Here is a 12,848-nt window from a genome sequence, read left to right on the forward strand (position 1 = left end):
CTCAAACCCCTATTTTTTCCGCAGTTCGTCCCGGATTTCCGTAAGCAGATCGACCTCGCTCGGGCCGGCCGGCGCATCGGGTCCGCGGCGCATCACCTTGTTCACCCACTTGACCAGCAGGAAAATGACGAAAGCGAGAATGAGGAAGTTGATGACCGCGGTTAGGAAGGCGCCATAGCCGATCATCGCGACGCCGGCCTTCTTGAGCGCCGCATAGTCGGTCGCTGCGATGCCTTCGGGGATGCTGCCGAGCAGGATGAACTTGCTCGAGAAATCGACCCCGCCGAAAATCCAGCCGACCAGCGGCATGATCAGGTCGGCGGTCAGCGAGGTCGTGATCGTCGCAAAGGCGCCGCCGATGATGACGCCGACCGCGAGGTCCATGACATTGCCCTTGGCGATAAATTCCCTGAATTCGCTCAACATGTTGCGGCTCCCCGGATCGTCGATCTTGCGCCCTGAACGTGCCGCGGTGATTGCACAAAGGCAAGCGCGATCCTATTATGTGTGTTGTTGCGGCAAAACGCCGCGCGAGGGAGCATTGATGACCATGACCTATCGTTCCGCCCGCTGGCTGATTGTCCCGGTTGCCGCGCTGTCGCTGTCCGCCTGCGGCATCAACAGCGTTCCCACCAAGGAAGAGGCCGCGAAGGCCAAATGGGCCAATGTCGAAGCGGCGTACCAGCGCCGCGCCGACCTGATCCCCAACCTCGTCGAAACCGCAAAGGGCGCCGCGAAGATCGAGCAATCGACACTCGAAGGCGTCATCCAGGCGCGCGCGTCGGCGACGCAGGTCAAGCTGACCGCCGACGACCTTGAGGATCCCGCGAAGGTACAGGCCTTCCAGCAGGCGCAGGGCAATGTGTCGAGCGCGCTCGGCCGCCTGCTGGTCACCGTCGAGCAATATCCCGATCTCAAGAGCCAGGCGCGCTTCGCCGATCTGATGACCCAGCTTGAGGGCACCGAGAACCGGATCAACATCTCGATTCAGGACTATAACGCCGCGGTGCAGGATTATAACACGACGATCCGCACCTTCCCTGACATCATCGGGGCCAAGATCGTTCATGGTGCAAAGCCGATGACGCCGTACAAGGCGGTCAGCCCGAACGCGAACCAGGCGCCGAAGGTCGACTTCGGTCAATAAGGTGCGCGCCGCCGCCCTTGCCTTCCCGCTCGCGATCCTTGCCGTCGCGGGCGGATGCAAGGCGGCGCAGGAGTCTGCAGCCGCCGGCGAGACAGCGGCGTGCGACGGCGTCCCGCCAGTGAAGATGGCCGGTCGCGTAACCGATGCCGCGGACATTTTGACCGCCGACCAGGAGGCACACTTGTCCGATCGGCTGGCCCGTTACGAACAGCGCACGAAACATCAGATGGTCATTGCAACGGTGCCTGACCTGCGCGGCGCGCGCGTCGACAATTTCGGTACCTGCCTCGGCAATCGCTGGGGCATCGGGCGCAAGGATCAGTACGACGGTGTCGTGATCCTCGTCGCACCGAACGAAAGGCAGATGCGCATCGCGACGGGCAGTGGAATGGAACAGATGTTGACCGACGAAGAAGCCCTCGCCGTCGTCCACCAGATGACGCCGCGCTTCGGGGATCGCGACTATGCCGGCGGCCTGTCGGCAGGTATCGATGCCATCGCGGCACAGACCGGAGATCCGCAATGAGATCGCTTTTGCTCGGCTGGGCGCTGGGCCTGTCGTTGCTGGCGGCCCCCGCGACCGCACAAACCTTTCCCAAGCTGACGGCGCGCGTCGTCGATCAGGCCGACATCATCCCGCCCGCCGAGGAAGCTGACCTCAACATCCAGCTTGAACAGGTCGAAAAGACGACGGGCCACCAGTTCGTTGTCGCGACCGTGAACAGTCTCGAAGGCTATGACATCGCCGACTACGGCTATCGCCTCGGCCGCGACTGGGGCATCGGCGACAAGGAGAAGGACGACGGCGTCGTATTCCTCATCGCTCCGAACGAACGGAAGATGCGGATCGAAGTCGGCCTGGGCCTGGAACCCGTGCTGACCGACGCGCTATCGGGCCGGATCATCCGCGACGTCGTGACGCCGAAGTTCAAGGACGGCGACCTTCCGGGCGGCATCCAGGCCGGCGTCAACGCGATCGCGCAGCAGATCCAGCTCCCGCCCGAGGAAGCCGCCGCGCAGGCCGCCGCGGCCGACAGGGCCGAGCGCGACCGCGCCGACGACGGCGACATCGGCGGGCTGATCTTCATCGGCTTCATCGTCTTTTTCTTCTTCATCCTGCCGATGCTCTCCGCCTTCGGGCGGCGCGGCAGGAAGCATCGCCGCAACCGTCCATGGGGCGGCGGTCCGATCATCATCTGGGGTGGCGACGACTGGGGCGGCGGCTCTTCGGGAGGCTCCTCATGGGGCAGCGGCGGCGGGTCGAGCTGGGGCGGTGGCGGCGGCTTTTCGGGCGGCGGCGGCAGCTTCGGCGGCGGCGGTGCCTCGGGCGGCTGGTAGGGGAACGGAGCCATGAAAGTCAGTCACGTCAGCGCCGCCGATCACGACCTCGTCACAGCCGCGGTTGCCGCGGCCGAGGATCAGACGAGCGGCGAGATCGTCACCGTCATCGCGGCGCAGTCGAACGATTATGACGATGTCGCACTGGTCTGGGCGAGCGTCATCGCTTTCCTTGCCATGTCGGTGATCGCGCTGTTTCCCGAATTCTACCGGGGGCTTTACGATCGCCTGACCGGCGGTTGGGGGCATGAACTAACCGCCAATCAATGGCTCGGGACAGTGATCGCTGTGGGCGTCCTGAAGTGGATCGGGATGTGGCTGATCCTGCTGTGGCGCCCCTTGCGCATCTGGCTGACCCCGCGCGCGATCCTTGCGGCCCGCGTCCGTGCGCGCGCGATCGACCTGTTCAAGGTCGGGACAGAGGCAAAGACGCTCGGACGCACCGGCGTCCTCCTCTACGTCAGCCTGCGCGAGCATCGCGCCGACATCGTCGCCGACGAGGCGATCGCGGCGAAGGTCACTCCCGAGGTCTGGGGCGATGCGATGGTGGCGCTCATCGACCGCGTGCGCGCGGGCAAGCCCGGCGAAGGCATGGCCGAGGCGGTGCGCCAGATGGGCGTCGTGCTCGCCGCACATTTTCCGCGCGGCAGCGAGAATCCGAACGAACTGCCCGACCGGCTGATCGAGCTTTAATTCCTTCGTCATTGCGAGCGGCAAAGCCGCATGGCAATCCAGAACGGCGCACACCGCTCTGGATTGGTTGGCCTACCGGCCGCCTCCGGCACCGCTTCGCTCGCAATGACGACAGGATAAGATATGACCCGCCCCTCCCCCGACACCCCCATCGAGACGCGGTGGGAAGGCCGCTTCATCACCGTCAAGCAGCAAGGAACGTGGGAATATGTGTCGCGCTCGCGCGGCATCCACGCGGCGGTGATCCTTGCCATCGACGAAGCCGCGGACGGGCGCCACATCATATTGGTCGAGCAATATCGCGTGCCGTTGAAGGTCCAGTGCCTCGAGCTGCCCGCGGGGCTTGTCGGCGACGACGCCAGCGGCGAGGCGGCGGAAACTGCAGCCGAGCGCGAACTTGAGGAGGAAACGGGCTATCGCGCCGCAAACTGGCGCACGGTTGGCGAATTCTTCAGCTCGCCGGGGATGGTCAGCGAAAGCTTCACGCTGCTCGTCGCGACCGGCCTGACGAAGGTCGGCCAAGGCGGCGGCGTCGATGGCGAGGATATCATCGTCCACCGGGTGCCGCTGGACGGGATCGAGGATTTCGTCGCGGCGAAACGCGCCGAAGGGTGCGGGATCGACGTGCGCGTCGCGATGCTGCTGGCGGGCGGGCTGCTCGCCTAACGCCCCCCGAAGCGCCAGCGCAGCAGCGGACGCGCGAGGAGCAGGCCAGCGAGGAAGCCGCCGACATGCGCCCAGATTGCAATCGCGCCGAAATCGCCGCCGCCGCTGAGACCGAGGAGCAATTGCAACCCGATCCACGCCAGCGCGAGCCACAGCGCGCGCACCCAATGCGCAGGGATCGGCCCGATCGCCTTCGTCTGCGACCGACTGAAGATCAGCGCGAACACCGCAATCAGCGCCGAAATCGCACCGCTGGCCCCGATCATCGGCACGGCCGATGCGGGATCGGCCAGATATTGCGCAAATGCGCCGGCATAAGCCCCGACGACGAGCAACACCCCCATCGCCTTCGCGCCCAGCGGCGCTTCCAGCTGGCGGCCGATGAACAGCAGGATGATCAAGTTGAAGATCAGGTGGAGCCAACCCGCATGCAGGAAGGCCGAGGTCAGCGGCGTCAGGATAAAGGGCACCATCGTGCCCGGCGACGCGATCAGCTCGCTGCCGAACCGCGCGGGAATGAAGCCCGCACGGATGAATGCGTCGAGCTGATATCCGCTGACCCAGGTCAGGAGAAAGACGACGACGCACGCGAGCGCGTAGCCCGTGACCAGCGGCGCATCCTGCGGCTTCATCGCCTTGGCTCCGTTCGCCCCCGGCTCAGACGAACTCGATCTTCGTCACCAGATAATATTTGTCGCCCGACGGCACGGTCACTTCAACCTCGTCGTCGACCTTGCGGCCGATCAGCGCCCGGCCGAGCGGCGAGTTGTAGCTGATCTTGCCGTCCTTCGCGTCCGCCTCGGCCTGGCCGACGATCTGGTAGCGCACCGGCTTGTCATCCTCGTCGGCGAGCGTGACGGTCGCGCCGAAGACGATGCGGTCGCCCGACAGCGTCGTGGGGTCGATGATCTGGGCGCGCGACAGACGATCCTCAAGGTCGCCGATCGAGGCTTCGACCTGACCCTGACGTTCCTTCGCGGCGTGATATTCGGCATTTTCCGAAAGGTCGCCATGCGCGCGCGCTTCCTCGATCGCATCGACGATCAGGGGTCGCTCGGCCTTCAGAGCCGCGAGCTGGGTGCTCAGCTTCTCATAGCCTTCCTGCAGCATCGGAACCTTTTCAACGCTTGCCATTATCCTGTTGTCCTTCGTCAATAATCCTGCCTCGGCGGTTGAGCGCCGAGCGGCTGAGCCGCTGTTTCCGTAATGTCGGGGAGGTGGAGCGGTACCCTCAATAATAGTCCTGAAGCGGCTTTACTTCAAGACTATGCGCGCGCAGCGCCCCGATCGCCTGCGTCGCGGCATCGCTTGCCGCGGCCGTGGTATAATAGGCGATGTCGGCCGCCAGCGCCGAGGCGCGGATCGATTGCGAATCCTGCAGCGACTGCCAGCCTTCGGTCGTGTTGAAAATCAGCTGCACGTCGCCGTCCTTGATCCGGTCGACGATATGCGGCCGCCCCTCGGCGACCTTGTTGACGCGTTCGACCTCGATACCCTGCTGCGCGAGATAGTCGGCGGTGCCGCCGGTCGCGATCACCTTCCAGCCCCAGGCGCGGAGCTGCTTCACCGCACCGACGATGCGCGGCTTGTCGCTGTTCTTCACCGACACGAACAGGCGCCCCTCTGTGGGGAGGCGGTCGCCCGCGCCGAGCTGTGCCTTGGCGAATGCAAGGTTGAAATTGCGATCGATTCCCATGACTTCGCCGGTGGACTTCATTTCCGGTGACAGGACAGGGTCGGTGCCGGGGAAGCGCGCGAAGGGGAAGACCGCTTCCTTGACCGCGACATGCGCGATGTCGCGATTGATCTTCGGCAGGTCGGCGAGCTTCTCGCCCGCCATCACGCGCGCCGCGATCTTGGCGATCGGCGAACCAACGGCCTTAGCAACGAAGGGCACGGTGCGGCTGGCACGCGGATTGACCTCGATGAGATACACATCCTCGTCCTTAACCGCGAACTGGATGTTCATCAGGCCGCGAACGCCCAGCGCGCGCGCCAGCGCATCGGCCTGGCGCTCGATTTCGGCGACGATATGCGGCGGAAGGCTGTAGGGCGGGATCGAGCAGGCGCTGTCGCCCGAATGGACCCCGGCTTCCTCGATGTGCTGGAGCACGCCCGCGACCACCACATCGGTCCCGTCGCACAGCGCATCGACGTCGACCTCGATCGCGTCGCGCAAATAGCGGTCGATCAGCACCGGCGAATCGCCCGACACCTGGACCGCGGTCTCGATATAATTTTCGAGCTGCGCCTGATCGTCGACGATCTCCATCGCGCGGCCGCCGAGCACATAGGAAGGCCGCGTCAGCACCGGATAGCCGATGCGCGCCGCGACCGCGACGGCTTCCTCGCGGCTGCGCGCGATACCATTCTCGGGCTGCTTGAGCTTCAGCTTGTTGACCAGCGCCGCGAAGCGCTCGCGGTCTTCGGCGAGGTCGATCGCGTCGGGCGAAGTGCCGAGGATCGGGATTCCCGCTTCGGCCAGCGCCTGCGCGAGCTTCAGCGGCGTCTGGCCGCCGAACTGCACGATCACCCCGACAAGCTCGCCCTTCGACATTTCGACGTTGAGGATTTCGAGCACATCCTCTGCGGTCAGCGGCTCGAAATAGAGGCGATCCGACGTGTCATAGTCCGTGCTCACCGTCTCCGGGTTGCAGTTGACCATGATCGTCTCATAGCCCGCCTCTTCCAATGCGAAGCACGCGTGGCAACAGCAATAATCGAACTCGATCCCCTGCCCGATGCGGTTCGGACCGCCACCGAGGATGACGACCTTCCTGCGATCGCTCGGGTTCGCCTCATTCTCGGGCTTGCCAAAGGTTGGCGCCTCATAGGTCGAATAGAGATAGGGCGTCTGGGCCTGGAATTCGGCGGCGCAGGTGTCGATCGTCTTGAACACCGGCCGCACGCCGAGCTTGTGGCGCAGCGCGCGCACCTCGGCCTCGGTCACGCCGCCGGTCATCGCCTTGACGGCCTCGTGGATCAGCCCGCTGCCATGCGCGGTCGCGCGGCGCGTACCGGGGCGCAGGTTCGCCGATTGCAGCGCCAGATAGGCGAGCCGCTTGTCGGAGAAGCCCATGGCCTTGAGCCTGCGCATCCCTTCGGTGTCGCGCGGCAGGCCGTTCGCCATCACCTCGTTCTCGGCCTCGACGATCTCCGCGATGCGTTCGAGGAACCACATGTCGTAGCCCGCGATGCGGTTGATGTCCGCGAGCGGCAGGCCTTCGCGGATCGCCTGCGCGGTGTTGAGCAGGCGGTCGGGCGTGCGCTTCGCGAGCTCGCTCTTGAGTTGCTCGTGGCTCGCACCAACCAGCCGGTCGACGAAGTTGAAGCCGCTGAGGCCGGTTTCGAGCCCGCGCAGCGCCTTCTGCATCGATTCATGGATCGTGCGCCCGATCGCCATCACCTCGCCGACCGACTTCATCGCGGTCGAGAGCGTCGCCTCGGCGCCCTTGAACTTCTCGAAGGCAAAGCGCGGGATCTTGGTGACGACATAGTCGATCGTCGGCTCGAACGACGCCGGGGTCACGCCGGTGATGTCGTTCATGATCTCGTCGAGCGTGTAGCCGACCGCGAGCTTCGCCGCGACCTTGGCGATCGGGAAGCCCGTCGCCTTCGACGCCAGCGCCGACGAACGCGATACGCGCGGGTTCATCTCGATCACGATCAGGCGGCCGTCCTTCGGATTGACCGCGAACTGCACGTTCGAACCGCCTGTTTCGACACCGATTTCACGCAGCACCGCGATGCTCGCGTTGCGCATGATCTGATATTCCTTGTCGGTCAGCGTGAGCGCCGGCGCGACGGTGATGGAATCGCCGGTATGGACGCCCATCGGATCGACATTCTCGATCGAACAGATGATGATGCAATTGTCCTTGCGGTCGCGCACCACCTCCATCTCATATTCCTTCCAACCGAGAAGCGACTCCTCGATCAGGACTTCGGTGGTCGGCGAGGCGATCAGGCCGCCGCGGACGATATGCTCGAACTCCTCGCGGTTATACGCGATGCCGCCGCCGGTCCCGCCCAGCGTGAACGACGGGCGAATAATCGACGGCAGCCCGGTGCGTTCGAGCACCGCGAACGCCTCGTCGACCGTATGTGCGACGCCGCTGCGCGCGCTTTCCAGACCGATCTTGTCCATCGCGTCGCGGAATTTCTGCCGGTCCTCGGCCTTGTCGATCGCCTCGGCATCGGCGCCGATCATCTCGACGCCATATTTCGCCAGCGTCCCGTCGTTGAAGAGCGCGAGCGCGGTGTTGAGCGCGGTTTGCCCGCCCATCGTCGGCAGCACCGCGTCGGGGCGCTCCTTCGCGATGATCTTCGCAACGATCTCGGGCGTGATCGGCTCGACATAAGTGGCGTCGGCGAGGTCGGGATCGGTCATGATCGTCGCCGGGTTGGAGTTGACGAGGACGATGCGATAGCCCTCCTCCTTCAACGCCTTGATCGCCTGCGTCCCCGAATAGTCGAACTCGCACGCCTGACCGATAACGATCGGGCCGGCGCCGATGACGAGGATGGATTGGATGTCGGTTCTTTTGGGCATCGCTATTGTTTTTCTTCAGTCTGTAGATTGGCTGGAAAAGCTCTGGCTGCATCGGACTGGACCTGCCGCGTGCACCAGTCCACCGCCGCCTGCAGGCCCGCAGTCTTGATCGGATAGCGGCGCGTCTCCCATCCGTCAGGCAGCTGGTTCTCCGCCTCACGCTGGTCAACGTCGCGCCAATTGCGCGATTTATAGCCCCATTCGATCTTCTTCGCGCCAATCAGGTCCGGATAAATGCGCGAGAGGTGCATAAAGGAATCCGATTCTGATGCACGAACCGCTTGGTGACCGCGCCAGACAGGGAGGATCACTCGCTCGGGGTCCGGGTCGGGCGGATAACTATGGTTGGAGAATGTCGGCGCTGGCGTGGCGATATTCCGATACTCGTAGCGCCGCCCGTCGACATAAAGCCAGAGCGCGTCGCCAGTAAGCGTGATATCGGACCTCTCGTCATCCTCGTCGGGTAGTCCGTGGAAGCTCAGGCGGAGTGATCGAAAACTTCCATCGCCCTCAACCTCAAACAAAACGTCTTCGCTCGCCCCTTCGCACAGGATTTCGCCGACATAAGGTTGCCCCTCATGCCAGTTGATTTCAGTCTGGGCCTTCAGCTCGAAGCCATCCAGTTTGGCTATCGCGAAATCGAAGGCCTGCGGCAACGTCGCTCCGGGTTGCCCAACGGCAACCGAAGGCAAGAGCATCAGGAAAAGGGCGAGCGAACGCCTCACTTCAACCCACCCACAAACTTCTCGAACAGATAGAAACTGTCCTGCGGCCCCGGGCTCGCCTCGGGATGATATTGCACGCTGAAGGCGTTCTTGCCGGTGATCGCGATGCCGCAGTTCGATCCGTCGAACAGGCTCTTGTGCGTTTCGACCACACCGCCGGGCAGCGTCGATGCATCGACCGCAAAGCCGTGGTTCATGCTGGTGATCTCGACCACGCCGTCCTCGGCACGCTGCACCGGATGGTTCGCGCCGCGGTGGCCCTGATGCATCTTCACGGTTTTCGCGCCCGCCGCGATGCCAAGCATCTGGTGGCCGAGGCAGATGCCGAAGATCGGGACGCCCCGCTCGAGCAGACCCTTGATCACCGGCACCGCATATTCGCCCGTCGCGGCGGGGTCGCCGGGGCCGTTCGACAGGAATACGCCTGCGGGGCGCAATGCCATGATCTCGTCGAGGCTGGTCTTCGCGGGCACCACGGTCACGCGCGCGCCGGCCTTCACGAGGTTGCGGAAGATATTGTCCTTCGCGCCATAGTCGACCGCGACGACATGCGGCGCGGGATCGCCCTCGCGCTTGTGGTCCGACGCCTCATATCCCGACCCAAGATGCCACACGCCCGCGTCCCAGCTGCCCTGCCGCTCGCGCGTGACGGTCTTGGCGAGGTCCATGCCCTCCAGCCCAGGCCAGCCCTGCGCCAGCATCAGCAGCTTATCGAGGTCGAACTTGCCCTCGGGGCTGTGCGCGACCACGCCGGTCGGCGCGCCGCCGTCGCGGATGCGGCGCGTCAGCGCGCGCGTGTCGATACCCGCGAGCCCGATCAGACCCTGCGCCGCCATCCAGTCGGGCAGCGTCTGGACGCTGCGAAAGTTGCTGGGCAGCGTCGGCAGCTCGCGCGTGATGCAGCCGATCGCGGCGCGCTTTTCGCGCTCCATATCCTCGGGGTTCGCGCCGACATTGCCGATATGCGGAAAGGTGAAGGTGATGATCTGCCCGGCATAGCTCGGGTCGGTCAGGATTTCCTGATAGCCGGTCATCGCCGTGTTGAAACAAATCTCGCCTACGCCCGCGCCGCTGGCGCCATAGCCCACGCCCCACAGGATCGTGCCATCGGCAAGGACAAGAACGCCAGTCGCGCCCGTGGGCGGGGTTTTGGGCGCGGCAGAGGGGTTGGCTGGTGCCATTCAACATGCTCCGGACGGGGGGCTAAACGGCCGACCAAGTAGGAGGCAAAAAAGTGATTCACAAGCTATCGGATTCGGAATCTTGCCGCTAGAGAGGGCCTTTCCGAAATTTGTGAGCCATGGGGACACGCATGATTCGTGACGACATCAAGGCTGCGCAGGTCGCCGCGATGAAAGCCGGCGACAAGGCGCGTCTGGGCACCATCCGGCTGATGCTGGCCAAGATCAAGGACAAGGACATCGAACTCAGGACCGGCACCGCGCCGGCCGACGACGATGTGCTCGTCACCGACGTGCTGCAGAAAATGGTCAAGCAGCGCCGCGAGTCGATCGCCATGTACGAACAGGGCGGCCGCCCGGAACTCGCCGACGTCGAGGCGGCCGAGGTCGTCGTGATCGAGGAATTCCTGCCCGCGCAGCTCAGCGATGACGAGGCGACGGCGGCGATCAAGGCGATCGTGACCGAGCTGGGCGCCGAGAGCCTGAAGGATATGGGCAAGGTGATGGCCGCGGTGAAGGACCGGCTGGGCTCGCAGCTCGACATGAGCAAGGCGAGCGGGTGGGTGAAGGCGGCGCTCTCCTGAGACACACGCTCGCCGCCTGCTTGCGGGCGGATGCAGGCAGAGGCATATCGAAGATATGACCCTCACCCCGCAATGGCTGGACGAACTGCGCTCGCGCATCACGCTGTCGACCCTCATCGGCCGCACCGTGAAGGTCACGCGTGCCGGGCGCGAGTATAAGGCCTGCTGTCCCTTCCATAACGAAAAGACACCCAGCTTCACGATCAACGATGAAAAGGGCTTCTACCACTGCTTCGGCTGCAGCGCGCACGGCGATGCGATCCGCTGGATGACCGACCAGCGCGGCCTCAGCTTCATGGACGCGGTCAAGGAACTGGCCGCCGAGGCCGGCATGGAAGTCCCGGCCGCCGACCCGCGCGCCGCGAAGAAGGCCGAGGAGCAGGCTAGCCTCCGCGACGTCGTACAGGCCGCGGCCGACTGGTTCACCGCGCAGCTCGCGAGCAGCAACGGCGCTCCAGCGCGCGACTATCTGGCGAAGCGCGGCATTTCGGAGGCAACGCGCAAGGCTTTCGGCTTCGGCCTTGCCCCCGACAGCCGCTCGGCGCTGAAGGAAGCGCTCAAGAAATTTCCGACCGCGATGCTCGTCGAATCGGGGATGCTGATCGCCGTCGACGACAAGGAGCCCTACGACCGCTTCCGCGGCCGCCTGATGATCCCGATCCGCGATGCGCGCGGGCGGGTGATCGCGTTTGGCGGGCGCATCCTCGGCGACGGCGAGCCCAAATATCTGAACTCGCCCGACACCCCGCTCTTCGACAAGGGGCGCACGCTCTACAATCTCGACAAGGCAAGCCCCGCGTCGCGCCAGACGAACCGGATCATCGTCGTCGAAGGCTATATGGACGTCATCGCGCTCGCCGAGGCGGGGATCGCCGATGCCGTCGCGCCGCTCGGCACCGCGCTCACCGAGAACCAGCTCGGGATGATCTGGCGGATGGTACCGGTGCCGGTGCTCTGCTTCGATGGCGACAGTGCGGGGCAGAAAGCAGCGATGCGCGCGGCGATGCGCGCCCTGCCCCTGCTCCGTCCGGGCTTCAGCCTCGCCTTCGCGACCTTGCCCGCGGGGCAGGATCCGGACGATCTCGTCCGGGCGCGCGGATCGGCCGGTTTTGTCGATATTCTGGAGGAAGCCCAACCGCTCGTTGAACGCCTCTGGGCGCACGAAGTCGCGGCAGGGCCGCTCGCGACGCCCGAGGAGCGCGCGGCGCTCAAGACCCGGCTGCTCGCCCATGCCGACGCGATTCAGGACGCCGACGTCCGCCACCATTATCGCGAGGCGTTCCGCGAAAAGCTCGACGCGCTCTTCGCCCGCAAGCAGCCCGACCGCGGCCCCCGCGTGCCCTGGGCGCCGCAACCCCAGCGCGGCGGCCGCCGCTTCCAGCCCGACCCTCGCCTTCAGCCGCCCGGCGAGGAGACGCGCACGCTCAGCCAGAGCGGCATCGCCGGGCCGCTCGCCGCGGCGTTGCTCGGCGGATTGCTCCGCTATCCGGAGGCGCTTCGCCGGCACGAGGACGAGCTGTTTCGCCTCCCCATCCCCGATTCCGGCGACGCCGAACTGCTCCGCGCAATGCTTGACATCGCAAATGGCCAAGAAGGGCTTGATTGCGAGGGGTTGCTTGCCATATTGGAGCCAATGAAAGTGTATAATAGGGCGATGACATTGCTCAGAGCCGACGGAATGCACTTCTCATTCAATCGCAGGCTCGAAGGCGAAGAGGTTGATGCAGCACGCGAAATCGCGCTGCGTGATCTTGACGAATATATCGGCGTGCTGGTCACCCAGCCCGAAATCCGCGCCCGGCTTGCCGAGGCGACCGCGGATTTCCAGCGCACGATGGACGACGAAGGCCTGGCGCGTCAGCAAAAACTGCGCGCCATGGATGAGGAACTGACCCGCCGCCTGGCCGCGCTGTCCGACAGCACGAACCAGTGACGACCATTTTACAGATGCCCCAAGGCAGG

13 protein-coding genes are annotated in these 12,848 nt (G+C 64.9%); 7 read left to right on the top strand and 6 right to left on the bottom strand.

Annotated elements, in window-relative coordinates:
• Positions 1–9: 9 nt before the first annotated feature.
• Positions 10–426, bottom strand: coding sequence for a large conductance mechanosensitive channel protein MscL (gene mscL, locus ATE64_RS06525; RefSeq protein ID WP_058453933.1), 417 nt, complete (start codon positions 424–426; stop codon positions 10–12).
• 118 nt (positions 427–544) lie between these two features.
• On the opposite strand from mscL, the gene ATE64_RS06530 reads away from it, so the two are divergent.
• The 5 genes from ATE64_RS06530 to ATE64_RS06550 all read left to right on the top strand — a co-directional run bounded on the left by ATE64_RS06530 (position 545) and on the right by ATE64_RS06550 (position 3,844).
• The gene (locus tag ATE64_RS06530) at positions 545–1,147 is read left to right on the top strand and encodes a LemA family protein (RefSeq protein ID WP_058453934.1); all 603 of its coding nucleotides are present in this window, start codon (positions 545–547) and stop codon (positions 1,145–1,147) included.
• Position 1,148: 1 nt separating this feature from the next.
• On the top strand, positions 1,149–1,673 hold the full coding sequence (locus ATE64_RS06535; protein ID WP_058453935.1) for a TPM domain-containing protein: 525 nt from the start codon (positions 1,149–1,151) through the stop codon (positions 1,671–1,673).
• Positions 1,670–2,485 (top strand): TPM domain-containing protein, encoded by an 816-nt coding sequence (locus tag ATE64_RS06540; RefSeq protein ID WP_058453936.1) that lies wholly within the window; start codon positions 1,670–1,672, stop codon positions 2,483–2,485. The genes ATE64_RS06535 and ATE64_RS06540 overlap by 4 nt, the downstream gene beginning before the upstream one ends.
• A gap of 12 nt (positions 2,486–2,497) precedes the next feature.
• On the top strand, positions 2,498–3,178 hold the full coding sequence (locus tag ATE64_RS06545; RefSeq protein WP_058453937.1) for a hypothetical protein: 681 nt from the start codon (positions 2,498–2,500) through the stop codon (positions 3,176–3,178).
• Positions 3,179–3,301: 123 nt separating this feature from the next.
• Entirely contained in the window at positions 3,302–3,844 is a 543-nt protein-coding gene (locus ATE64_RS06550) for an NUDIX hydrolase (protein ID WP_058453938.1), read from the top strand.
• On the opposite strand, the gene ATE64_RS06555 is transcribed toward ATE64_RS06550, so the two are convergent.
• The 5 genes from ATE64_RS06555 to carA form a co-directional block, all read right to left on the bottom strand.
• Complete coding sequence (locus tag ATE64_RS06555; RefSeq protein WP_058453939.1) at positions 3,841–4,476, bottom strand: rhomboid family intramembrane serine protease; 636 nt, start codon at positions 4,474–4,476, stop codon at positions 3,841–3,843. The two genes, ATE64_RS06550 and ATE64_RS06555, sit on opposite strands and share 4 nt — an antisense overlap.
• A gap of 25 nt (positions 4,477–4,501) precedes the next feature.
• Complete coding sequence (gene greA, locus ATE64_RS06560) at positions 4,502–4,978, bottom strand: transcription elongation factor GreA (RefSeq protein ID WP_058453940.1); 477 nt, start codon at positions 4,976–4,978, stop codon at positions 4,502–4,504.
• A 97-nt stretch (positions 4,979–5,075) separates the two neighbouring features.
• Positions 5,076–8,396 carry a carbamoyl-phosphate synthase large subunit gene (carB, locus tag ATE64_RS06565; protein WP_058453941.1) on the bottom strand — a complete coding sequence of 1,107 codons (3,321 nt, stop codon included), beginning with the start codon at positions 8,394–8,396 and terminating at the stop codon, positions 5,076–5,078.
• 2 nt (positions 8,397–8,398) lie between these two features.
• Positions 8,399–9,121, bottom strand: a complete 723-nt coding sequence (locus ATE64_RS06570; RefSeq protein WP_058801286.1) for a hypothetical protein — start codon at positions 9,119–9,121, stop codon at positions 8,399–8,401.
• A complete protein-coding gene (gene carA, locus ATE64_RS06575; RefSeq protein WP_058453943.1) occupies positions 9,118–10,302 on the bottom strand; it encodes a glutamine-hydrolyzing carbamoyl-phosphate synthase small subunit in 1,185 nt (394 codons plus the stop codon). The genes ATE64_RS06570 and carA overlap by 4 nt, the downstream gene beginning before the upstream one ends.
• Positions 10,303–10,433: 131 nt before the next feature.
• Here carA and ATE64_RS06580 point away from each other — a divergent pair, with 131 nt between their 5' ends.
• Positions 10,434–10,886, top strand: coding sequence for a GatB/YqeY domain-containing protein (locus ATE64_RS06580; RefSeq protein ID WP_058453944.1), 453 nt, complete (start codon positions 10,434–10,436; stop codon positions 10,884–10,886).
• A gap of 55 nt (positions 10,887–10,941) precedes the next feature.
• Positions 10,942–12,819, top strand: coding sequence for a DNA primase (dnaG, locus tag ATE64_RS06585; protein ID WP_058453945.1), 1,878 nt, complete (start codon positions 10,942–10,944; stop codon positions 12,817–12,819).
• Positions 12,820–12,848: the final 29 nt, after the last annotated feature.

The organism is Sphingopyxis sp. H073 (assembly GCF_001468395.1).
Taxonomy (GTDB): Bacteria; Pseudomonadota; Alphaproteobacteria; order Sphingomonadales; family Sphingomonadaceae; genus Sphingopyxis.